This is a genomic window from Enterococcus sp. AZ179, assembly GCF_050498885.1.
GTDB classification, from domain to species: Bacteria; Bacillota; Bacilli; order Lactobacillales; family Enterococcaceae; genus Enterococcus_D; species Enterococcus_D entomosocium.
In genome coordinates, this window is sequence record NZ_JBMHEO010000001.1 from 153,545 (window position 1) to 177,138 (window position 23,594).

Annotated in this window: 26 protein-coding genes; 3 read left to right on the top strand and 23 right to left on the bottom strand. The window is 40.5% G+C overall.

Annotation, left to right across the window (positions count from 1 at the left end):
- Positions 1-32: 32 nt before the first annotated feature.
- The 5 genes from IGI88_RS00665 to IGI88_RS00685 form a co-directional block, all read right to left on the bottom strand.
- Positions 33-254, bottom strand: coding sequence for a YozE family protein (locus IGI88_RS00665; RefSeq protein WP_005236867.1), 222 nt, complete (start codon positions 252-254; stop codon positions 33-35).
- The gene (gene msrA / locus IGI88_RS00670) at positions 247-768 is read right to left on the bottom strand and encodes a peptide-methionine (S)-S-oxide reductase MsrA (RefSeq protein ID WP_429960098.1); all 522 of its coding nucleotides are present in this window, start codon (positions 766-768) and stop codon (positions 247-249) included. Before msrA ends, IGI88_RS00665 begins: the two co-directional genes overlap by 8 nt.
- Positions 768-1,418 carry a YpmS family protein gene (locus tag IGI88_RS00675; RefSeq protein WP_005236869.1) on the bottom strand — a complete coding sequence of 217 codons (651 nt, stop codon included), beginning with the start codon at positions 1,416-1,418 and terminating at the stop codon, positions 768-770. Before IGI88_RS00675 ends, msrA begins: the two co-directional genes overlap by 1 nt.
- Positions 1,415-2,401, bottom strand: a complete 987-nt coding sequence (locus tag IGI88_RS00680; RefSeq protein WP_086317054.1) for an SGNH/GDSL hydrolase family protein — start codon at positions 2,399-2,401, stop codon at positions 1,415-1,417. Before IGI88_RS00680 ends, IGI88_RS00675 begins: the two co-directional genes overlap by 4 nt.
- Positions 2,402-2,615: 214 nt before the next feature.
- Positions 2,616-3,458 carry a DegV family protein gene (locus IGI88_RS00685; protein ID WP_429960835.1) on the bottom strand — a complete coding sequence of 281 codons (843 nt, stop codon included), beginning with the start codon at positions 3,456-3,458 and terminating at the stop codon, positions 2,616-2,618.
- Positions 3,459-3,584: 126 nt separating this feature from the next.
- On the opposite strand from IGI88_RS00685, the gene trhA reads away from it, so the two are divergent.
- Positions 3,585-4,238: a PAQR family membrane homeostasis protein TrhA gene (trhA, locus tag IGI88_RS00690; protein WP_005236874.1), complete on the top strand. Its 654-nt coding sequence runs from the start codon at positions 3,585-3,587 to the stop codon at positions 4,236-4,238.
- Between the two features lie 63 nt (positions 4,239-4,301).
- Here the strand turns inward: trhA and IGI88_RS00695 are convergent, their stop codons facing one another.
- From IGI88_RS00695 to IGI88_RS00760, 14 genes are all read right to left on the bottom strand, one after another.
- Complete coding sequence (locus IGI88_RS00695) at positions 4,302-4,790, bottom strand: dihydrofolate reductase (RefSeq protein WP_086299606.1); 489 nt, start codon at positions 4,788-4,790, stop codon at positions 4,302-4,304.
- 5 nt (positions 4,791-4,795) lie between these two features.
- Positions 4,796-5,542: a hypothetical protein gene (locus IGI88_RS00700; protein WP_008379634.1), complete on the bottom strand. Its 747-nt coding sequence runs from the start codon at positions 5,540-5,542 to the stop codon at positions 4,796-4,798.
- A 43-nt stretch (positions 5,543-5,585) separates the two neighbouring features.
- Positions 5,586-6,533: a thymidylate synthase gene (locus IGI88_RS00705; RefSeq protein WP_005236877.1), complete on the bottom strand. Its 948-nt coding sequence runs from the start codon at positions 6,531-6,533 to the stop codon at positions 5,586-5,588.
- Between the two features lie 16 nt (positions 6,534-6,549).
- The gene (locus IGI88_RS00710; protein ID WP_086332222.1) at positions 6,550-8,457 is read right to left on the bottom strand and encodes an ABC-F family ATP-binding cassette domain-containing protein; all 1,908 of its coding nucleotides are present in this window, start codon (positions 8,455-8,457) and stop codon (positions 6,550-6,552) included.
- Positions 8,458-8,661: 204 nt separating this feature from the next.
- On the bottom strand, positions 8,662-10,698 hold the full coding sequence (locus IGI88_RS00715) for a cation:proton antiporter (protein ID WP_086317044.1): 2,037 nt from the start codon (positions 10,696-10,698) through the stop codon (positions 8,662-8,664).
- Positions 10,699-10,701: 3 nt separating this feature from the next.
- On the bottom strand, positions 10,702-10,983 hold the full coding sequence (locus IGI88_RS00720; RefSeq protein WP_008379625.1) for a hypothetical protein: 282 nt from the start codon (positions 10,981-10,983) through the stop codon (positions 10,702-10,704).
- A 190-nt stretch (positions 10,984-11,173) separates the two neighbouring features.
- Positions 11,174-13,294: a peptidoglycan D,D-transpeptidase FtsI family protein gene (locus tag IGI88_RS00725; protein WP_429960099.1), complete on the bottom strand. Its 2,121-nt coding sequence runs from the start codon at positions 13,292-13,294 to the stop codon at positions 11,174-11,176.
- Positions 13,295-13,605: 311 nt separating this feature from the next.
- Positions 13,606-14,634, bottom strand: coding sequence for an LCP family protein (locus IGI88_RS00730; protein ID WP_034872205.1), 1,029 nt, complete (start codon positions 14,632-14,634; stop codon positions 13,606-13,608).
- Between the two features lie 173 nt (positions 14,635-14,807).
- Positions 14,808-15,617 carry an ABC transporter permease gene (locus IGI88_RS00735; RefSeq protein WP_086299611.1) on the bottom strand — a complete coding sequence of 270 codons (810 nt, stop codon included), beginning with the start codon at positions 15,615-15,617 and terminating at the stop codon, positions 14,808-14,810.
- A 45-nt stretch (positions 15,618-15,662) separates the two neighbouring features.
- The gene (locus IGI88_RS00740) at positions 15,663-16,718 is read right to left on the bottom strand and encodes an ABC transporter ATP-binding protein (protein ID WP_086317042.1); all 1,056 of its coding nucleotides are present in this window, start codon (positions 16,716-16,718) and stop codon (positions 15,663-15,665) included.
- 167 nt (positions 16,719-16,885) lie between these two features.
- The gene (gene tagD, locus IGI88_RS00745) at positions 16,886-17,287 is read right to left on the bottom strand and encodes a glycerol-3-phosphate cytidylyltransferase (protein ID WP_086317041.1); all 402 of its coding nucleotides are present in this window, start codon (positions 17,285-17,287) and stop codon (positions 16,886-16,888) included.
- Positions 17,288-17,396: 109 nt separating this feature from the next.
- Positions 17,397-17,597, bottom strand: coding sequence for a cold-shock protein (locus IGI88_RS00750; protein ID WP_005229578.1), 201 nt, complete (start codon positions 17,595-17,597; stop codon positions 17,397-17,399).
- A gap of 144 nt (positions 17,598-17,741) precedes the next feature.
- Positions 17,742-18,347 carry a superoxide dismutase gene (locus IGI88_RS00755; protein WP_005229576.1) on the bottom strand — a complete coding sequence of 202 codons (606 nt, stop codon included), beginning with the start codon at positions 18,345-18,347 and terminating at the stop codon, positions 17,742-17,744.
- A 76-nt stretch (positions 18,348-18,423) separates the two neighbouring features.
- The gene (locus tag IGI88_RS00760; protein ID WP_034872204.1) at positions 18,424-18,867 is read right to left on the bottom strand and encodes a GtrA family protein; all 444 of its coding nucleotides are present in this window, start codon (positions 18,865-18,867) and stop codon (positions 18,424-18,426) included.
- 132 nt (positions 18,868-18,999) lie between these two features.
- Here IGI88_RS00760 and IGI88_RS00765 point away from each other — a divergent pair, with 132 nt between their 5' ends.
- Both IGI88_RS00765 and IGI88_RS00770 read left to right on the top strand, forming a co-directional pair.
- Positions 19,000-19,809 carry a DUF1189 domain-containing protein gene (locus tag IGI88_RS00765; protein ID WP_005236906.1) on the top strand — a complete coding sequence of 270 codons (810 nt, stop codon included), beginning with the start codon at positions 19,000-19,002 and terminating at the stop codon, positions 19,807-19,809.
- A 26-nt stretch (positions 19,810-19,835) separates the two neighbouring features.
- Positions 19,836-20,831 carry a phosphoglycerate dehydrogenase gene (locus IGI88_RS00770; protein ID WP_016613204.1) on the top strand — a complete coding sequence of 332 codons (996 nt, stop codon included), beginning with the start codon at positions 19,836-19,838 and terminating at the stop codon, positions 20,829-20,831.
- A 64-nt stretch (positions 20,832-20,895) separates the two neighbouring features.
- Here IGI88_RS00770 and IGI88_RS00775 read toward each other — a convergent pair whose 3' ends face one another.
- The 4 genes from IGI88_RS00775 to IGI88_RS00790 form a co-directional block, all read right to left on the bottom strand.
- Positions 20,896-21,840, bottom strand: coding sequence for a glycosyltransferase family 2 protein (locus IGI88_RS00775; RefSeq protein WP_176273488.1), 945 nt, complete (start codon positions 21,838-21,840; stop codon positions 20,896-20,898).
- Between the two features lie 57 nt (positions 21,841-21,897).
- Positions 21,898-22,197, bottom strand: coding sequence for a HesB/YadR/YfhF family protein (locus tag IGI88_RS00780; RefSeq protein ID WP_008379609.1), 300 nt, complete (start codon positions 22,195-22,197; stop codon positions 21,898-21,900).
- A gap of 11 nt (positions 22,198-22,208) precedes the next feature.
- Complete coding sequence (locus IGI88_RS00785) at positions 22,209-22,874, bottom strand: potassium channel family protein (protein ID WP_005229566.1); 666 nt, start codon at positions 22,872-22,874, stop codon at positions 22,209-22,211.
- Between the two features lie 87 nt (positions 22,875-22,961).
- The gene (locus IGI88_RS00790) at positions 22,962-23,591 is read right to left on the bottom strand and encodes a response regulator transcription factor (protein WP_005236913.1); all 630 of its coding nucleotides are present in this window, start codon (positions 23,589-23,591) and stop codon (positions 22,962-22,964) included.
- Positions 23,592-23,594 lie beyond the last annotated feature (3 nt).

Below are 23,594 nucleotides of genomic sequence, written 5' to 3' on the forward strand. Positions count from 1 at the left end.
TATGCAACCATACAAAACGAAGGATAGTTTTTTTATTTGTTATTTTCGAGATACTCTGCCCAGATACGATCAAAAATATCCATGGATGGCAAATAATCAACATTTAGTTCCAGATAAGAAGAGACTTCATCATAGTCATCGCTGTGCTTCGGAAACTGGATATCATGACTTGCATGAGTAGCAAAGATCTGGGCCTCATCTGTATGACTCGGTCCTTTGACTGCCATTAAATAGGTATAAAAACTTTTACGCATGTTCTTGCTCCCAATGATTTTCTAAAAAGGCTGATCTACGGGCATGATTGCGAGCAAAATTCTCAGGATTCTTTTTGTAATACTCTTGGTGCTCTTCTTCCGCTAAATAAAAAGGTTGGGCTGGTTCGATCGTGGTCACGATCGGATCGGTAAATCGACCGGAAGCCTGAAGCGCCTCTTTGCTGGCTTCGGCTTTTTTCCGCTGCTCTTCATTAAAATAGAAGATAGCCGGACGATAATTGTCGCCGCGATCTTCAAATTGACCAAAAGCATCTGTCGGATCCGTTTGCTGCCAATAGATCGTCAAAAGGTCTTCATAACTGATTTTTTCAGGATCAAAAATGATTTCCACTGCTTCAGTATGCCCTGTTTGATGGCTTTTGACTTCTTCATAGGTTGGATTTCCGGTATGTCCTGCGGTATAGCCGGAAAAAATTGAATGCACCCCTTCTAATTCATCAAAGGGTTGGATCATACACCAAAAGCACCCACCGGCAAAAATTGCTCGTTCCATTATTCATCCTCCGTTTCAGCTGGTAAATATAAACTCATTTGAATTTCATCATCCACAAGATTGATTTTGTTGGCTTTGATAAACAAGCCATTTTGCATACGGAATTGATCCAAACGTATCAAAATGATTTGTTCATCGGCATTGACATCGATCCAGTCAGGAAATTTAAAACTACGTTTGATCATTTTCATTACTTCACTGGTGGGCAGATCCAAGGTGCCAATTGATAAGCTTTTGGCTTTCAATTGAACGTTACCTTCTTCGGTCACGTAAGGATCAAAATAGAGATAGAAGGTGATAGGAAATCCTAATACTTGAAACTCTCCCGTCAACAATGCCTCATTTCTTAGCTCAAAATTATACTTGACCTCTTGATCTTTTTGAAAATCTGACAGATAAAAATCAATCAATTGGTTGACCTGGCTCTTGTTGCTGTTAACGGTCAGAACAGGACTGCCCTCCCGTTGAACAAGTTCAGCACTTTCATTTAAGCCGGTTTCTCGCTGTTGAAAAATTCTTGAAGCAAAGAAAACCGTTGTGCCTAAAAGGATACCGACCAACACTAGAAAAGCAATTTTCCAGTAGTTGATCGATTTTTTTTTCGTTGCAGCTGTTTTTTCCGGCTGCTTCGTTGATTCGCTTGGTTTCATTTTGCTTCCTCCTCTAGCAACCAATAATTTTGCGTTTTGATCACTTCATCGCGAACGGCATTCGCCATCAGTTGATACCCAAGATTATTGGGATGGAAGCGATCGCCTTCATACAAAACATTGTTTGTGATATTATTCCCGACAGTTTGCGATGAGTCAGTTGTCGTTGAAGTACTGCTTTGTGATTCATCCGAAGCTGTCGTCGATGAATCAGATAAGCGTTCTGTGTCCGATGATTCGGCAGTTTTCTCTGATTCTCCTTCTTCTGTATCAGCAATACCGACCTCATCACTTAACCCTTTATAGAGCAAATCGTTGATAGGAATAAAAAAGGCATTGTCTTGCTGATTGACGAACGTTTCCGTTTGTTTATTCCAGTTATCAATGATCGTCTGCATATCCGTGATTTCTGGGAAATTCAGATAAAATGGATTGTAGATGCCCAAGACATAGATTGGTGCATCACTATTCAAATCGCGGATTTGAGCAAACAAGTCTTTTAAACGTTCCTGGTAATCTTCCATCGGTTCCGTAAACGTCTCAATGCTCAAGCCGAAGAAATTGCTCTGAATCACTTTTAGTACGTCGTTACCGCCGACAGTCAAGGTAATCAAATCCGCTTGACTAAGATCTTGGCGTAAGTCTTCATCGTTTTTCACTCGCTTTAAAATCTGATCGCTTCTTTCACCAGCGACCCCATAATTTTTAGTTACCAAATTGCTCAAATCATAGCGATCCTCTAGATCCCCAGCCAAAATTGGCACAAAGCCACCACGAGCTGTTTCATCACCAACCCCTTCTGTCAAGGAATCCCCAAGAGCGAGATATTCAATGGCGGATTTTTTCGAATCATTGGCTGCTAGCTTGTCCACAGGGGTCAGCAATGGTTGGGCTTTGGGAACAGTAAAATGAAACAGTAAGCCAGTTCCAATAGCTATCAATCCCACAACGAGTAGATAAGTTACTAATTTCTTCCATTTCACAGGTATTCAAACTCCTTTGTAATCTTTGCTATTTTAACAAAATTCTCATAAAATTCCTAGTCGCAATCCTTCAAACTTAAGAAAGAAAACAGCTACCTGCCAAAGAGTCGACAAGCAACAGCAGCTTCTTTTTTTGTTTTTTCTTCCCGACAGCTTGTCATACGCCAAAAAGCGATTCGTCATTAAACGAATCGCTGAAAGAAAACATGCTTTTTTATTCCGTACTATAAGTAATCGCAAAGGCACCTTTACCTGTGTGAGTGGCGATGATCGGTGTCGTGTGCAACAAGGGGATATCCAACTCGGGGAATAGTTCCGCTAATTCCTTTTGGAAACGTTCTGTGATTTCTAACCCTTCAGCATGAGAAATACCAATTTTCGTCACTTTAGGCATACTCTTCAGTTCAGCTTTTAACTCTTCAAACCATTTATTGAAGGTCTTGACACCACGTCCTTTGACGACTGGAATCAGTTCTGAATGATCAAAATCCATAATCACTTTCATGTTCAGCAAACTCGATAAAAGACCTTTGGCACGACTGATACGACCGCCTTTTACTAAGTTTTCTAACGTTGAAACGCCGATAAATAATTTCGTATGCTCACGCACCAAATCCACCTCTGGTATAACTTCTTCTAGTGTCTTACCGGCTTTAGCCAATTCTGCTGCCCGAATCACTTGAAAAGCCAACGCTTGGTCTGTCGTGTCACTATCGATCACGGTGACTTTGGCTTTTGATAAATGACTGGCTTGACGAGCCGCTTCCACGGTTCCGCTAAGCCCTTTGGTCATATGAATCGATAGTATTTCACTGCCATCTTTGCCTAATTCATCATATAGTTCTACAAAATGACCGATTGGCGGCTGGCTAGTTTTAGGTAATTCTTTGGCTTGCGCCATCATTTGCATAAATTTTTCTCCCGGCAGCGTTTCATCATCTGGATAAACGACACCATCGATCATTACAGATAAAGGCACGACATGGATAGCCAAAGCATCACGGACACTTGGTTCCATCGTACTGGAAGAATCTGTCACAATTTTAAGATTTGCCATCATATATTCACTCTCTCTTTAAATCAAGTCTTTTTTCGTGGTAAAATAACCACAGACCATTTATACTAAGTATAACAGAGAGAAAATTTTTTTTCATCTAATTTCGATTCGAAAGGACGGTGCCGAATGCAGCACATGAAGTTTAGTCGCAGATATTTGATCGTCAATGAAGTATTAAATGCAGTAACCCACGGGATCGGATTAGGACTGAGTATCGCAGGACTGGTCATCCTCTTAATCAAGGGGGCAAATCTAGGGTCACCTATCCATATCGTTTCCTATGCCATTTATGGGTCGATGATGATTTTGCTCTTCCTCTTTTCTACCTTATTTCACAGTTTGATTTTTACCAAAGCAAAAAAGGTCTTCCAAGTCTTTGATCATGCCTCCATTTTCTTGCTGATCGCCGGAAGCTATACACCTTTTTGCTTGCTTAGTATCCAAGGCTGGCTTGGCTGGTCACTCTTTGTCTTGATTTGGCTACTAGCAATTAGCGGCATCGTTTATAAGTCACTGACTCTTCATAAAAAAGAGACTGTCTCAAAAATCTCCACCCTGATCTACATCATCATGGGCTGGCTATGTGTCGTCGCCTTCAAACCTCTGATCGAACATTTAGGCTACTGGGGAACATTTTTACTAGCAAGCGGTGGTGTTTCTTATACTGTAGGTGCGCTATTCTATAGTTTAAAATCCGTTCGATTCATGCATGTGGTTTGGCACTTATTCGTTATGTTAGGTGCTGGACTGATGTACTTCTCCGTCTTGTTGTATACCTAAAAATGAAGCATTGCTTACAAACAAAGAACAGGAAACTTTCGCTGCAGAAAGCTTCCTGTTCTTTTATTTTCTATGATAAAATTCAAATTGATGGGGGTAACGGTTCTTTTCATCGACGATCCCATCGATCACATGATCAAGTTTCCATTGCGTCCAATCAATCTCTGGGAAATACACATCTCCGTTAAATTCCGCATCGATCACTGTACGGTACAATTGATCGCAATCGTCAATCATCGCTTCAAAAACACCCGCTCCACCAGTTAAAAAAACGGGATGCTCTTGTTGCTTCACATACGCTAAGATTTCCTCTCGGTCATGCATCACTAACGCGCCGTTGGCTTGATAGTGTGGATCACTTGTCAAAACGATCGTCGTACGCTGCGGCAGTAATCTTTTTCCCATTCCTTCAAAGGTTTTGCGCCCCATTATAATCGTATTATTGATGGTTTGCTCTTTAAAAAATTTCAAATCATTTGGCAAATGCCACGGCAACGTGCCATCCGCTCCGATCAAACCCTTTTGATCTTGTGCCCAAAGTGCGATCAACATAAAAATTACATCCCTTCTGTATAAAATGATTCCGAAATAGTAGCAGCAACCTGCAGCCGCTGCATCAGCTGAAAAGCTGATTCATGCTCAAATGAATCTTTGTTGCGCTCATCAAAGCGCAAGCCATCACAGGCTTGGTAAACAATTGTGCCGCCGCTTCTTTGGACATTTCTCGGCCATTCCCCATCGTTTAAACGCGCGTTGTTGTTTTTCAGTAAAGTCGGTATCAGGGAGATAGGAAAGAGAGCACTACCAGCTGCGACATCAATTTCTTGTATTTGAAAAAAGTCAGCTGCGATCTCGTTGATCAAGCGCTCCGTTCTTTGCCACGTTTGCGGATGACTCGCAAACGCCCTTGCAGTTCGCCCTAGGATACAATACGTATTCTCTGGTAACGGCTGTTTGCTTATTGCCACAAGTTCTTCTGGATACGTCTCGATCCAAGTCACTACGCGATCAAAATCACAAATATGCAATGAATCCAGCATTGGTAAATTATGCTGTGCAGCAAAAACAAGTCTTCTGCGGGCATCCGCCGCCCCTTTTGCTGGTATAAAAATGGCAGTGCACTGCTGATTTGATCGAATGGCTTCTTTTAGCTCCGGCACTGTTTCCTCGGATACGGATAGCCAAACTCCATCATAGTGCTGATGCAAGAAATCAATGCATTGATCAATGAGCAATGCATGAATCGATCCAGCATGTCTCTGATGAAAGGTCGCCGCAAAGCCTCGTTTGTGGGTATTTTCCATTACGCCTCATTCCTTTCTTTATGAAATGAAACCAAACAACCACTTAAACTGCGATCGGTGCTTTGATTGTTGGATGCGGATCATACCCTGCCAGGGTAATATCTTCCATTTCAAAATCAAAGATTGACTGTTTTTCAGGATTTAACTGTAAGCTTGGCGCCGGACGTACTGAACGAGTCAACTGTTCCTTCATCTGTTCTATATGATTACTGTACAGATGAGCATCACCTAATGTATGGATAAAATCTCCGACTTCTAGTCCAGTTTCATGAGCAATCAGGTGCGTTAATAGCGCATAACTAGCAATATTAAAGGGAACGCCTAAAAAGACATCGGCACTGCGTTGATATAACTGACAGCTTAAGCGACCATCATGAACATAAAATTGAAACATCGTGTGACAAGGGGGCAACGCCATCGTCGGTACATCTTCTGGATTCCAAGCAGAGACGATCAAACGACGAGAGTCTGGCGTTGTTTTGATCATCTCGATCACTTCTTTGATTTGATCGATAAACCCACCCGTACTTTTTTCCCAATGGCGCCATTGGTACCCATAAACATGACCCAAATCGCCGAAGGTTTCAGCGAATGTATCATCAGATAAGATTTTTTCACAAAACTGTTTCAACTCATGTTGGTACTGTTCATTGAAAGCTTCATCCACTAGGGAACGACGGCCAAAGTCCGTCATGTCAGGACCTGTGTAAGCATCACTTTTAATATAGCGCTCAAACGCCCATTCATCCCAAATGTGGTTATTATGTTCTAGGAGATAACGAATGTTGGTATCTCCTTTTAGAAACCACAATAATTCGCTTTTGATCAAGCCAAAAGGAACTCTCTTGGTTGTCAACAATGGAAAGCCTTGGGACAGATCAAAACGCATTTGGTGACCAAAGACACTGCGTGTTCCCGTTCCTGTACGATCACTTTTATCATTGCCTTCTGCTAATATTTTTCTTCCTAGATCTAAATATGCTTGTTCCATCGTTCTCTCCTTTACTCTACACAAACTCGCTCAAATATTCCCAACGATCCATTTTTTCTGCAAGTTGCGTTTCAACCTCGCTGATTTCTTGCTGTAATTTTTGGAGCTTGGTAAAGTCAGCTCCTTGATGATTCATCTCTTCAGTCAAAGCGGCAGCTTTTTCTTCTAACGCCGCGATATCATCTTCAATTGTCGCCCACTCTTTTTGTTCCATATAACTCAGTTTCTTTTTGACAGGCGCTGCAGCAGACTCCTCACTATCAGGAGAAAGTGAATCGTTTTTTGATTCTTTTGGCTCTAGTACACTTGAACTAGCTTTATTGGTATTGGCTGCTAGGTACTCATTAATGGAACCAAAGTAGGACTTAATCCTGCCGTCTCCTTCGAAGATCAGCAATTTTTGGGCAACTTTATCTAAAAAGTAGCGGTCATGGGAAACAGTGATTACTGCACCTGGGAATGTTTCCAAATAATTTTCCAAAATCGTCAGGGTATCAATATCCAAATCGTTGGTCGGTTCATCTAACAAGAGAACATTTGGCTGCCCAATCAATAGCTTGAGCAAAAATAGGCGTCGTTTTTCCCCGCCAGACAGCTTGCCGATCTTAGTGCCGTGCATGGATCGCGGAAACAAAAACTGTTCCAGCATTTCTGCGACACTGACTTGTGAGCCATCCACTTTTTGCACTTCCTCGGCTGCTTCTTGCAAATAAGCAATCATTCGCTGATCAGGGTTCATCGCTTCAATCGTTTGCGTATAATAAGCCATTTTCACAGTCACGCCAATCGTCCGCTCCCCTTCTTCTAAAGGCAGGCGACCAGCTAAAATATTGAGCAACGTAGATTTGCCCGCACCGTTTTCTCCTGTGATCCCTAAGCGTTCTCTTGATTGAATCAACAGATCAAAGTGAGACAAAATCGTTTTGTTTTCAATCTGGAAACTCGCATCTTTTAGCGCTAAGACTTGTTTGCCTAAGCGTGTCGTAGCAACATCAATGGCCACTTCGCCGTTCCGTTTTACTTGATGTAGGTTTTCTTTTAAATCATCGAAACGATCGATCCGTGCCTGTTGTTTCGTTGTACGGGCCTTCGCTCCGGTGCGAATCCAAGCCAACTCATGTTTGTATAACTGCTTGCGCTTGTCTTCTTGCGTCTCCTCCACTCGTTCTCGTTCTGCTCGAGCATGAAGATACGTCTCGTAATTGCCTTGATATTCATGCAGCTTGCCAAAGGACAATTCAAAGATCCGGTTAACGACTCGATCCAAAAAGTAGCGATCGTGGGTCACCATCAATAACGCACCCCGATAATTTTTTAGATAGCCTTCCAACCATTGGATCGCATCATAATCTAAGTGGTTAGTCGGTTCATCCAATAACAACAGGTCTGGTTCATCGATCAATACTTGAGCCATAGCCACTCGTTTCTTTTGACCTCCAGATAACTCACTGACCTTTTTCTTTAAATCACTGATCCCAAGTTTTTGGAGGATAATTTTGGCTGTTGTATCTGTGTTCCAAGCATCCGCTTTATTCATCGCTTCTTCTGCCAATTGATAATTGCGCTGCGTTTGTTGATCCATACCATTATTTTCTAAAGCAATCAGCGCTTTTTCATAGTCGCGAACAACGCGGATCAGCGGACTGGTCCCTTGAAAAACAGCATCTACAACGGATAATTCTTCTTGTAGCTGATTGTCTTGCGCTAAAAAGCCAATTCGATAATCTTGACTAGCAAAAACAGTTTGGCGATCACCATCTCCACGATCCAAACCTGCTAAGATTCGCAGCAAACTTGATTTCCCCGTGCCATTGACACCGATCAAACCGATCCGATCTTTTTCATGTATCAGAAAAGAAAGCTGATCAAACAGTGTTTTTTCACCGTAAGTTTTGGTTAATTCACTTACTTTTAATTCTTTCACAGAATCCCTCCTGAGTTTTTTCTTCGCTCATTGTACCACATTTCATCCGAGGAAACGATGAGAGAAAGGAGCAGTTTTTGCAATAAAAAAGAATGCCTTCGTCAGTTTATTCCCTCTGATCATCGATGTTGATCATCTTTTAGGAATAACCTGACGGAGACACTCCATAAAACGTGCATCAAGTTGCGCGCCTTTTGAGACATATTATCGGCGGAACATCCGCTGTTTCGGTTGTTCTTCCGCTCGAGACATCGCATACGATTCTAACAGATTGACATTGCGTCGGTACTCATTTGCAGAAATCGTTGAAATTTTCTCAGCCACTTCATATTCATCGATCGTCTTGCGCTCAAGATAATAGCCCCAAAGGACTTTCTTAACAAAAATCGGGTCTTGCTCAATCATGATCGTTTCAATGAAATTGCTATGTTCAAACCGTTTGATGCTCATTTCTCGTTGACGAATAAAGAAATTGATCAGCGAGGAATCATAAACATCTTCTAAATTGCTCAAACTGTGAAAAATGTATTCGCTGTTTTTTAAGTAGATTTTTTGTACTTCAGAAATGTCTCGTTGTTTCAAGGCATCTTTCAGTTGCTGCTGCCGCTGTAAAAACAAACGTGGATGGATCAGTACACGAATAAAACGCTGAATAAAGAAGAGCCAAAAACTAAAGAATGAGAGAATTTGTTTTGCGAGGGAATGCTGCTGCTGAGAAATAAAGCGTGAATAAAAACGATAGCCATTTAGGCTGACTTTCCCATTTCGATAAGCTTCATCCAAGCCGTCTTGTTCGATCGATAAAATCAATCCTTGAATTTCTTGGATTTCTTGTTTTTCTGAATCAGTCAAACTATTGCGATACAATTCCCAACGACGATTTTCATAGGAATTGATGACAGCATCGATCGCTAAGCGACCTTTATCAGAAAGCTCTTGTTTTTCTTCTGCTTCCAATTGTTCGATGACGTCTTCTAAGATCAGCAAGTGATTGAAGTCGACACTTTCGGCAGCTTCACCATCTGCCAAATAAGGTAAGACCATCACGCTGATGATCAATGTCAGCAAAATTACACAGGCGGTCAAAAACAGGAGCAAGCTCCGTTCCTGAAACGGTGTATCATGCACCATCACCGGTAAAATGAAGATGGCTGCCAAACTGACTGTTCCCTTGACGCCACCAAAGGTCAACAAGGCGACTTGATTCATGGATACTTGTTTTTTTGACTGTAAGAACCAATAATAAAATAGCAAAAAGATAAAACGTACGAGGAAAATCACCGCTGTGACGACTAAAATCGTGATGACTAGATGCCAGTTTGCATAGTTTTTGCTTTCCCAGATCGGTGAAAAGACTTGTGACAACTCGATCCCTAGAAAGAGAAACACTAATGCGTTCAATGTAAAGACAATGGTCGACCATGTGCTTTCCGAAATGTTCGCTAATTCTGCATCAAACAACGAGATCCGGCGTTTTCTTTGGGCTTGGGCTACACCTGCCACAACTGCTGCGATAATCCCTGAGACGCCAATCATTTCTGCCAGCAAATAGGCAGCAAATGGCAAGAGCAGTTCAATCAATAAGTATACTGTGACATCTTGTGCCGAGATTTTTTCAATAAAACGTAAAATCCGGCGTTTCAGCCATACTATCAAGTAACCGACAAGCCCGCCACCGATACTAGAGAAAAGAAGTTGGAAGCCTGCGTTGGCTGCTGAAAAACTCCCGGTAGTCAAAGCCACGATAGCAAACTGTAATGCGGTAACCCCCGAAGCATCGTTCAGTAAGCCCTCGCCTTCAAGAATATGCATAATGTTTTTGGAAATTTTCAAACGCTTTGCTAATGAGGAGACTGCCACCGCATCAGTTGGTCCTAACGCAGCCCCGAAAGCGAAGCAAGCAGCCAGAGGTATCGTCGGCATCAACCAATGGAGGGTTCCGCCGACCGCAAACAGCGTCATTAAAACGCCACCAAAAGCCAAAAACAGCACGATCTTGCTGTTTTTTAGGATCTCAGGTACATCTGCTCGTTCCCCTTCTCGAAATAGCAATGGACCAATGATCATTACTAAAAACATTTCCGGTTCAAAGGCGATCTCTTGACCCATTTCTGTAAGACCTAATAAAATTCCTAAGATGATTTGAATAAAAAAGATCGGTACTGAGGGCAATATTTTGCTCGCCACATTTGATAATGTGACAAGAATTGCAATGATAATGACGAGTTCAATAAATTCCATCCATTACCCTCTTTTCTTTCGAATGGCTAATAACAGCTCAAGAAAATCTTCTTTTTTTAAAAGGATCTTGTCGTTTAGAAGACCTAACTCCTTTTCGTTATTTTCAATCTCGCATTGGACACGCCGTGATTCCAAGCGATATAAATCGTGTTTCATTCGTTCAAATTTTCGGAAAAGCAATGGATTTTTCCGTTGCAAATAATCCCGAATCTCCTTTTTTTCAGCTGGTGTAAATTGTCCCAACTGCTTCATTAGTTCTTGCTTACTTAAACATTCCTTGTTCATAATTACGTTTTTTACCCCTTTTATCATCAGTTTATCTTTTTATTTAACGTGCAAATCAAAATTATCTCTTGACCGCTAGTATTCTAAGCCAATCATTCAAAAATAGCAAGTCTTTCTCACTAAATGTTGGTTTTCTATCAGTTTTCTTATAAAACAAAAAAACCGCAGTCTTCACTGCGATTTTTTATGCTTATTTCATATATAAGTCGTAGTAAGCATCCATGATCTCTTTGGCGATTTGAATATTTGGATGGGTATCTGTGTCGCCTTTTAATTGAGGCATTACGATCGCAATCGCAATATCCGCATCACTGCTTGGCCCGTAGGCAACGATGTTTAGGTTAACTAAGCTGATGGTATTGCCATTACTATCCACAATTGGTGTTTCGGCAGTACCTGTTTTGGCAGAGACCTCCATTTTCGCAGAAGCCAAGCCTTTGGCAGTTGCCCAAGCATCCGTTCCATGAACTGCATCATAAAATCCATTTTGAACAATTTGCATTTGAGCATCTGTTAAACCAACTTCATTCAATACCGTTGGTTCGATCTCTTCAATCAGTGAGCCAAGACCGCCAGTTTCATCATTGCCGTAAATACCGTCGACGATATGAGGCTGCAATCTTTTGCCACCATTAGCAACGGTTGCTGCATATTGTGCCAGCTGCAACGTGGTATAGGTATCAAACTGACCAAAAGCCAAGTCAAGGATCTTCCCACCATCACTGACGGGGTCCATATTATCGATCGATGTGCTGATACCAGTCGCTTCTCCCGGTAAATCGATCCCAGTTTCAGTTCCCATACCAAAAGACGCAAAAGATGAACGTAGTTTTTCATAGACATCCCCTTGACGATCCACTGTTGGAATCGAGATACCTGACTGATAATTGATGCCCATCAAACGTAAAGCGACTTGCATCATATAGGAGTTAGAAGAAACTTCCAACGCCTGCTCCGCAGAAAGGTTACGATTATTTGCCCCAGTTGGATTGAAAATTGAGGCTTTTACATCGGAGCCAATTCTGATTGGTTGATCCAATAACACTTCATTGCCATTTAAGACCCCATTTTCCCAGCCAGCAGCCAAAGTCCCTGCTTTGACAACGGACCCTGGTACAAAGGAATTAATGAAGGTACCAATGGCATTTTCCTGCAATTCATTTGAACCTGTGTCATGATGATAGCCGGACATTGACAAAACGCCGCCGGTTTTTGGATTTAACGCCACTGCGTAAACCCCTGGAGAATATTCTGCTGCCCCAGAATCAATCAGTTTTTGGAAATTGTCTTGCAAGATTTTATCAACTCTCGCTTGAAACTCAGCATCTAATGTTAATACAAGGTTATCCCCTTTTGCCCCAGCAAAGGTTTCTTTTTGACTTTCAATATTATTATTGTTATCAAGGGAAATCTCAGAAATGGATTTTGTGCCTTGTAAGACTTCTTCATACTGCTGCTCTAAATAACTACGTCCAACTCGATCATTACGAGCATAGCCTTTTTCTAAAAATTCATCCAAAACTTCTTCCGGAATTCCTTGTTCTTCACTGGTCACCGTTCCGATCAAACTAGCCAGAGAACTTCCTTCAACGATGTTTCTCGTCCAATCGGTACCGGTGGAGATTCCCGGTAAATCGACCATGTTTTCAGCAACAATAGCTAATTCACGGTCAGACACATCCGACGTCTTAATAAAGACCGTACTCAAAGATTGGGCGCTATTCATCCGCTTAAAAATCGTGGCTGCTTCTAATTCTGCATCAGAGAAATTGATTTCATCTTCTGTCACTTTATCAACGGTTGCCGCATATTGTTCAGAAGTACCTATAGAACGCTCTTCATCACTCAATCGGTCAGTTGCTGCTTCAAGATTTTCTTCATCGGCCAACCAAAAGTCCTTAAGATCACGATCAGACAAGTTTTTGTCCACAGGTACTTCGATCAACTCGCTCAATTTTTTGGCCGTTTCTAACAAATCTTGAGCGGTCATTTTGTTTCCGCGGGTAAATGTGATTGCTGCATTGGCTTGATTTTCCACCAGCGCTTTTCCAGAAGCGTCATAGATCATTCCCCGAGGGGCGCTTCCTTTGACTTCCACTACAGATGAAGCTTTCAACTGCTGCTCAATATTGTCGCCATTGACGATCTGTAGATAGCCTAATTGAACGATCAAGGACACAAACAAAGCAAAAATAATAAAAAACAAAAAGTTCAATCGAAATGGAACATGAGATTTGCGATACGATTTAGCCTTTGGTTCTTCTGGCCCCTTGCGTATCCCTTGGACAACTTTATCTTTCAAATTCTTCATCTCATCTATCCTTCCAATCTATAATGACTACTGTCCTATTTTACCAAAAAATTCGATTCGAAACAGAAAAAACAAAAAATATCCATTAATCCTTAGAAAAAACTATAAAAATTAGCGTGAATCCGAGTAAATGTTTCACAGTTTGAATGTTTCATTTTCATTCTTTCATGAAAAAATTGTTTTTTTAAGCTTTCTTATGTTTTTTCATTTGATGGTTTCGTGAAACAAGATTTCCGTTGGTGCTTTTGTGGAAAACTAAAAAGCAGGAGGACTTTCGGTCATCCTACTTTTTAGGCTTCTAAAGAAACTAGCTACTCTCCAGTTGTTGAGTTTTCTTCTGAAAAGGTCAGACTGTCGTCGTATAACTGATAATTAGGCGATCCGTTAGTAAATTCGTCGCCTTGGGTCAAACCCTCGTTCGTCGGAAGCTGCAACTGCTCCTTTAATAAATTTTGCGTATGCAACAACTGATTCGTCCCCAATAACTGATAATATACTCCACCAATCAGTTGCCCTTCTCCTTGGAGTTGCTCTTGCTTGATGGTCGTAAAAGCAGGAATATAATTGGTACCGATGTCCATCATATCATTCCACGTAAGATCCGTCTTCGAATTCTTTTCAACCGCCTTAAGAATCTTTTGGTAATTACTGATACCATCCAGACTCATAACTTTTTGAAGAATTTTCGTAACCACTTCTCTTTGCCGTCTTTGGCGACCGATATCCCCTTCCGGATCTTGTTTTCGCATTCTTGCATAAGCCAGACCTGTCTTACCATCTAAAGTAATTCGCCCTTCAGGGACATGAACACCTTCTAAAGTAAAATCGATATCATTTGTCACCTCGATGCCCCCAACTGCATCGATCAGATCCCGCATACCCTGCATATTGATCGTCACATAGTGATCGATAGGAATGTCCAAGAGATTTTCAACAGAGTCCATGGCCATGGCCTCCCCACCAAAAGCATAAGCATGATTCAGCTTATCGATCGTATTGTACCCAACGATTTGTGTGTAAATATCACGGTCAAGGCTAATGATCGTTGACTGTTTTTTTTCTGGATTGACCGTCACCACCATCATACTATCCGAACGACCTTGTTCGGTTCGCCCTAAAGCCCCAGTGTCGATTCCCATTAGCAAAATGGAAAACGGATCTCGATCTTCAATGCTGATCGCTTCCTCTCGTTTGTCTGTTTTCCGATCAACAGCGTGAGAGATTTGATTAAAAGTGGCATTCGTCTCTTGATAAACCTGCATCCCGTAGATCGTTACTCCAATGATTCCAACCACTAACACGACTAAAATACCTAAAATTACCTTTTGATATCTCCGCATCTTACACCTCACCAGTAAAAATTTACTCATCAAATAAATTTTCCCACAAAACGCATCTTTCAGCAATCGCTATCATGCATCAACTTCATATTTAATCCTTCCGTAACTTCTTTGAAATAAACAAAAATAAAGTGTCCCCTCTAAGTTAGAGGGGACACCGCAAATAGTCTTTTTTAAATATAATCCACAAAACGAGCGCGGAACTTCATATGCAAATGACTTCCTAGAATAAGAAGCATCAAAGTTAAACACCAGAAGATAAGTGTATAAGTTGTTTTTTCCCAAACCCATGCACGAGAAAGGAAAGCATCACGAAATCCTTCGATTAAATAGTAAAATGGATTCAAGCGAAGAATCTTGATTAACCAAACAGGCATATTTCGGTTATTAATATCCCAAATCGGACCAGAAACATAAAATAATAATCTCAAAACAGACTGTAGAAAAATATGATAGTCACGTATCAGTACTGTTATGGTCGCATTCAATAGACCAAAAGCAAATAGGAATATGACCATCGCAAGAAAGTAATAAATAAATTGTAACCAATAGATGCTTGGTGTCACACCTGCTATGAATAACGAACCTACGACGATTGCCACCATAGGAATGTAGGATGACAAATTACTTATAATATTGATCGATGGTAAAATGCTTACTGGGAACTTCATTTTTGCTACCATTCCAACTTGTCGGTGAATACTATTAGAAGCGCCTAGTACAGATGCATTAATATAAAACCAAGCAGTGATCCCAATCAGCATCCAGATAATAAAAGGAACGCCATCAATTTTTCTATTCCCGTTCACTCCTAACCCGAAAACCAAATAATAAATACCGATTTGAATCGCAGGATTTAATATTTGCCAAGCTAATCCCAAATAATGGCTCTGATAAGTAGCCTTATCCTCATATCGAGACATCCGGAATATAATTCCCGCATGCTTAAATTGTTCTTTTATAACTGCAGCAATCTCTTTCACAAACTTCTTCCTTTTCTATATGAACTAAACAAAGAAACATCTTCTTTATTTGAAAACTTGACTGATCGTTTCAACGGGATTCTTAATTGCGTAAGTAATCGAACGCCCACTAAAAGAAACCAGCGAACAAAATATCGTTGCGGCTACTACCAAACCTAGGATTCCTTTGGTTGGCCAGCTCATTTTTTCCCCTAAAGGTGTACGTTTCAAGTTTTTTTGGATCATTTGGTCCGAAAGATTTTGTTGTTGCAAGAAGTGATCTTCACGGCTTTTTTCTGCTAATTTCTCCAAATTAAAGGCTTTCTGGTCTTCTTTATAATTGTCTTGATACGCTTTTTGCTCTTTCTTTGGCTGCTTTTTGAACCAATCAATGAATTTGCGATATTCAGCCATTACTTCTTCAGTAGGACCAAACATCCGTAAATCACCATAGTGCATCCAAATCGTTCGGTCGCAAAGTTTTTCTACCTGTCCTAAAGCATGACTGACAAAAAAGATGGTTTTTCCGGCTGCTTTAAATTCCATGATTTTATCCACACATTTTTGATAAAAAGTTTCATCACCGACAGACAAAGCTTCATCAATAACTAAAATATCTGGATCATTATGAACAGCAATAGCAAAGCCTAACCGTGATTTCATCCCACTGGAATAGCTTTTAACCGGTTGATTGATAAAGTCACCCAAATCAGCAAAGGCCACGATCTCAGGCATTTTTTCATCAATTTCTTTATTAGTCATTCCAGACATCAATGCTTTGAGTCGAATATTTTCTAACCCAGTCAGCTGATATTTTAACCCCGCACCGATTGCGATAATCGAGGTGTCACCATTTACTTCCATCGTACCAGATGTCGGTGGGATAATCCCACTGATCACGTTGGATAAAGTTGATTTCCCAGAACCATTGATTCCAATGATCCCTACTGATTCGCCGGCTTTCACATCGAAGCTGACCCCTTTTAAGGCCCAAAATCGAGGAACATTGCGATGATAGAACTTGAATAGTGCTTTTACTTTATCCGCTTTCTTTTTATATAAGTCGTATTCTTTCGTCACTAAAGTTGCACGGACTTTGATTTCTTTTTCCACTTTCTTCATCCATTCTCATAGAATTTCTAATTGATCGAGTCAACTCACAAAACATCATACCATATTTTGTGTTCTGAACAAATAATCAATGAAAAACTAGTAATAAAATCTTAATTTCTTGAAGTTGGGCTCAATAAAAAAAACATCTGTAAAAGATGCTTTTTTATAATAGTCTTTTAATTGTTAAGTTTCAAATCTTTTTTGATTTGAGTAGTTGATATTTCCGGAGTCCGTGCTAGATAGATCACTTCAGCATCTGTCTCTTCTTGAATAAAATCAAATTTGCCAGCCCAATCGTCTCCCATAACAAAGGTATCCACATGATATTCTTTGACATCGGAAACTTTTTGGCCCCAGCCTTCTTCAGGAATCACTAGATCCACATACCGAATCGCTTCTAATAACTGCTTTCTTTTCTCATAAGAAAAGTAGCATTTTTTTTGTTTTTCGTTCCAATTAAATTCATCCGTTGATAGTGCTACGATCAAATAATCGCCTTGCTCTTTTGCACGACGCAAAAGATTGATATGTCCATAATGCAATAAATCAAATGTTCCGTAAGTAATTACTCGTTTCATTCTTATCCCTCTTCGCTTCCTAGTCTTACTAATGTATTGAAGATACCAAATATGGCGAGAAATAGCAAATTAAAAAAGCTGAGGGCTTACTCAGCTTTTCCGTTCTGTTTTAGACTTTGGTCACTTCCGCTGCTTGAGGTCCGCGGGCACCTTCAACGATCGTAAATTCAACTTCTTGACCTTCTTCAAGTGACTTAAAACCGTCTCCTTGAATGGCAGAAAAGTGAACAAATACATCATCGCCACCGTCAACTGTAATAAAACCAAATCCTTTTTCGTTGTTGAACCATTTTACTTTCCCATGTTCCATAGTGTGTAAAGCCTCCAATAATTATAATCCGACGATTCCGTCGCCTTTATTATAGCGGATTATGTAAGCGTTAGCAATATCAAAACGATTCTTTCTATCCACAAAAAAAGAAGCCTTTTAGCAGGCTTCTTTCTAGTAAATTGTTTAAGCTTTTGCGAAATATTCGTTTACTTTGTCCCAGTTAACAACACTCCAGAAAGCATTGATGTAATCTGGACGAACATTTTTGTATTTCAAGTAATACGCATGTTCCCAAACATCTAAACCTAAGACAGGTGTTTGGCCATCCATCAATGGTGAATCTTGATTCGCTGTTGAGGTGATTGCTAATTTGCCATCTTTAACGACTAACCATGCCCAACCTGAACCAAAACGTCCGGTTGCAGCAGTTTTAAATTCTTCTTTAAAGTCTTCAAAGCTGCCAAAAGTTTCTTCAATTGCCTCTTTGATGGCTCCAGTAGGTTCGCCACCAGCATTTGGGCCTAAGATTTCCCAGAAGAACGTGTGGTTGGCATGGCCGCCACCATTGTTACGAACTGCTGTTTGAATATCTTCTGGTACAGAAGAAAAGTCAGCTAATAATTCTTCAACTGTTTTTTCACCTAATTCAGGATGTTTTTCAATCGCTGCGTTTAAGTTTGTTACATAAGTGTTATGGTGTTTATCATGATGCAAATGCATCGTTTCTTCATCAATGTATGGTTCTAATGCATCGTATGCGTAAGGTAAATCTGGTAATGTGTAAGTCATAAAAAAATTCCTCCTCAATGATAATGTTTACATAAGTAACATTATCAGACTATCAGACTTTGTTCAAAAAATATGCTTACTTTTTCTCACTTTTTTTCGTATTGAAAATCAAAAATTTACTAAACACATAGTTTGCCAAAACAACAACAACTTGGGTGACCAGCTTGGCAACTAGATCGCCGGTTGCCAAAATTGAAATAAATAGATACATACAAAGCATATCTAAGCCTAATGATAAGACGCGAAAGAAAATGAACTTCCCAAATGCCGCCCATGACTCTTGCTTTGTCTCGGTTTTTGCTTCAAAGACCCATAACTTATTTGTAAAGTAGGCGAACAAAACAGAAGCAATCCAGGAAATCACATTCGCTGTCTGGTAATAAAGACCAAATCCTTCACGAAAAATGAGATAGACGACAATGTTGACTACAGTCGTTAATCCACCAAAAAATAAATACGTAATCGGCTCCCACAACTTTTTTTGCTGCAAGAACTGCTTGTATTCGTTGTACTTTTGCATTCTTTTGCCTACTTTCATTTCTTTATTTATTCATTCATTCGATTATTGGTTCTTTTTTTGTGAATTCCTTGTAATTCAAAGAACCCTTCGTTACAATTACTCTAGTTATACCACAAAGGAGTTCATCAGCAAATGACTATCGTCCAACTATTTAAAATTGCTTTTTTCCGAATACCTGATTTAAAATTTGTCAAAAAAGCAGAATTTTCCAAAGTAATCGTTTTTCTATTAAGCGCCTCCGTGCTTATCGCGGTACCGATGACCATCAATGTATTAGGTGTCTTTCGCGATGTGCAAGCAGACGGACAAAAAATTGGAGAATCGATTCCAGATTTTACGATCGAAAATGGGCAGCTTGCTACAGCGCCGGATACGCAAGGTTTCATTTATCAAACCGATTCGATCATCTTTACTTTCGATCCAGATGGCAACCGTACGCCAGCAGATATTGCATCTGATGTTACTGGCTCTGTCATCGCTGTTGGCTTGTTAAAAGATCAGCTGGTCATCCGTATCCCCTCTTCTGGCTTATCGACGTCAATGTTAGATTCTAATCAATTAGAATTTGATTACAGTGAGCCTGCGCTGCGCAATCTTAACGGTCAGGCGATTCGAGAAGCGCTATCAAACCAAGCAATTCCATGGCTAATCAAACTCATTGTCTTTTTTGTTGCATTGTATCCATCATTTGTCAGCTTGCTGATCACCTTAGTGATGGGGACCTTTATTGCAACGATCTATACAAGATTAAAACGATTCTCCTATACTTTCTTTGAAAATTTAAAGATTCTGATCGTAAGTGCTGCATTGCCTACGCTTATTAGTGTAATCGTACAACTACTATTGCCTTCCTTCGATGCAACCACCTTTATTTTGTTTGGTTCTTTATTCTTATTCACACAAGGGGTCAAACATTCTCCAAAAATTCAGTTTAAAACCTAATCTAGGCCATGTTCAATTCCTTGAACATGGTTTTTTTCTCATTCTTTGCTACACTTAAGTTAAAAGGAGGCTTGGCAATGAAAAAAATAATCTTAGCCACTCGAGAGTTTCGCGACACATATGTGAAACAAATCGAAAAAGACTATCAATTTCTTGTGTACACAAAGGACCAAGCAATTGATTGGTCACAAGTAGAAATCACCATTGGTTGGAAGTCGGAATGGAAGGACTACCTGCTAACGGAGAAAACAAATTTGAAATGGGTCCAAGCGATTTCAGCTGGCGTAGACACCTTACCATTAAAAGAGTTTGCGAAATACAATATTCGCTTATCTAATGGCAGCGGCATCCATGCCGAATCGATCACAGACCATTTGTTGGCTCTACTATTTATGGAAAACCGCGGGATTTTCCAAGCAATTCAGCAACAGAGAAAACAGCAATGGTCACCGAATACAATTCACTATACAAAATTGTCGGACCAAGAGATTTTGATCGTTGGTACAGGACAAATTGGCCAAAAGTTAGCTCAAGCATTGACCTTTTTTGGTGTAAGTCCCATTGGTATCAATACTAGCGGGCATGACGTGACAGGTTTTGAAAAAACGTTTGCGTTATCTGACTTACACGCTTGCGCAAAAACCGCCGATTGCGTCATCAACATCCTTCCTCTGACGGAAGAAACCACTCACTTGTATGATGCAGCTTTTTTTGCCCAAATGAAACCTAGTGCTTCCTTTTATAATGTCGGCCGTGGGCCTAGTGTGGATACCGATGCATTAGCAAAAGCCCTAGAAAAAAAGCAGATAGCATTTGCCGCTCTGGATGTTTTTGAAGAAGAGCCATTGCCCGAGAATGATCCGTTATGGCTCATCGAGAACCTTTTGATAACCCCCCATATCTCAGGGCATACGCCCCATTTTCAAAAGGCATTTATGGCCATTTTCTTAGCGAATTTCCAACAATTTTTGGCGAAACAAGAACTTGAAAAAAATGAGATAAACTTGGATAAAGGCTACTAACAAATTCTTTCCGCAAAAAAAGTGTACAGTTGGAGGCGAAACCTTCAGATTGTACACTTTTAATTTATCGTTGTTTTTCTTGGTCTTTTTCAGTTTCTTTCAAGAAATATAAGGGTCTATTTTTGGTTTCTAAGAAAATTTTCCCAATATATTTCCCGATGATTCCCAAACAAAGCAATTGCAAGCCGCCCACAAATAAGAAAATGCTAACCATCGATGGCCAACCAGTTGTTGGATCACCAAAGATAAAGGTTCTGATCACAATAAATATCAACGCAATCAGAGAGCCAAAACAGGAAAGCGCCCCAATAAACGAAGCAATGTTCAGCGGCGTATCCGAAAAGTTGACAATCCCATCGATCGAATATTGGAATAGTTTCCAAAATGACCACGAAGTCTCGCCAGCGACTCGTTCCCGGTTCTCATAGGCGATGTATTCTGTATCAAAGCCTACCCAACTGAAGATCCCTTTTGAAAAGCGATTGTACTCTGATAGCTGTAAAACGGCATCTACCATATTACGGCGCATCAAGCGAAAATCTCGGGCACCATTTACCATTTCGGTATCGGCAATCTTGTTGATAATATTATAGAAGGCATCTGAGAAAAAACTACGAATTTTCGGTTCTCCTTTGCGATCCGCTCGTCTGGTCCCAACACAATCAAGCTCTGGTTTTGCTTCTAGCATCGCAAACATTTCCGGCAGTAGAGTCGGGGGATCTTGCAGGTCTGCGTCCATCACAGTGACAAAATCGCCTTTCGCCGCTTGTAAGCCTGCATAAAGTGCCGCTTCTTTGCCAAAGTTTCTCGAAAAAGATAAATAGCGAACACTGTCGGGGTGGGCACGATATAACGCTCTTAAAACAGGTAGTGTTTGATCTGAAGAGCCATCATTGACAAAAATATATTCAAAGGGCATATTTAATTGTCTCTTCACTTTTTCTGTTTCCTCAAAGAATATCGGCAAGCTCGCCTCTTCATTAAAACAAGGTACAACAATTGATAACATCGGTTTCATCTCCTAGAGCCAATCGTGGGAAGCCGGTCAGCTATGACCGAATCCACATTATTTTTTATCTTCACTAAAATCGTACTTCGGTTCATCCAACGTTTGATCATAATCAACTGTCAGATTATAGCCTTTGAAAAACCACTCATCCGCTTCATCAATAAAAAAAAGCAATCCGTCAATGGTTTGTTCAACGATCGGACGTTCTGGTTTGTCTACTGACATCCCCACGGAAAATCCGTCATGCACTTGTGTCTTTCCATAAATTTTTCCAAAAAAACGAATCCCGCTTCCTTGGTCTACCACCAACTCTTTTTTGAACCATTGCATTGCTTCAGGACTTATTGTTAAGTTCATTTTCTTCACTCCTAATCATTCATATGTTCATCGAGTATATCTACATCATCTGTATTGCCGATCACGAGTAAATTGTCATTTTCACGCACGATTGCCTCTGCATCAGGCGAAACGATCACTTGTCCTGGTCCACGACGAATCGCAACGACTGTCAGACCATACTTTTGTCGAAAATTCAGCTCAATCAGGGATTTATTGAAAAAGCGTGGATTGGACACGCGAATCTCTGCTAAAGAAAATTCGTCAGATAGTTCAATATAATCTAAGATATTTTTGGAAACTAGATTATGGGCGATGCGAATCCCCATATCACGTTCAGGATGGACGACACGGTCTGCGCCGAGTTTTTCCAGTACACGGGCATGGTATTCGTTTTGGGCTTTGGCTAAGATATTAGGAACACCCATTTCTTTAACCATCAGTGTGACCAATATACTGGCTTGAATATCTTCACCTATCGCAACAATGACATGGTCAAAGTTACGGATACCCAATGAACGCAACGTCATCTCATCTTGTGCGTTCCCGACCACCGCATGGGTGGCGATATTCATGTATTCATTGACACGATCTTCGTTGCTATCGATTGCCAACACTTCTTGACCTGATTCAATCAACGTACGACAAATACTTCCACCGAAACGACCTAATCCAATAATTGCATAATTTTGCTTCACCACAAACGCTCCTTTGTTTGCCAGATCATTATTTAGTATAACAAAAACCTCCCCTGCTTGCCATGAGGAGGTATGATTATTAAGATTTTATTTTATCAAGCCATGTTTAAAAGCATATATCGTAGCTTGTGTACGATCTTCTACTTCTAATTTTGATAAGATGTTTGACACATGTGTCTTCACTGTTTTCAGCGTAATGAAGAGTGAATCCGCAATCTCTTGGTTGCTCTTTCCTTCAGCGATCAACAGTAACACTTCTTGTTCCCGATTGGTCAAATCTTCATGTAGGATTGGTGTCCGATTCGTCAAACGATCCATCATTTTCGTGGTGACTTCGGGTTCTAAGACCCGCTCTCCTCGCTGGGTTGCACGAATGGCTTCCGCAATCTCATGAGCAGTAGACGTCTTTAACAGGTAACCGGCCGCACCCGCTTCAATTGCAGGATAGACTTTCTCGTCATCAATAAAACTAGTGACAATGATGATTTTTGCTTCTGGCCAATCATTTAAAATCAATTTCGTAGATTCGATCCCATCCATTTCATCCATAACCAAATCCATCAAAATCACATCTGGACGTAATTCCAATGCCTTTTCATACCCGACTCGACCATTTTCCGCTTCCCCAATTACTTCTATATCGTCTTGAATTGATAGATAAGAAGAGACCCCTAGACGAACCATTTCATGGTCATCAACTAACAACACTTTAATCATACG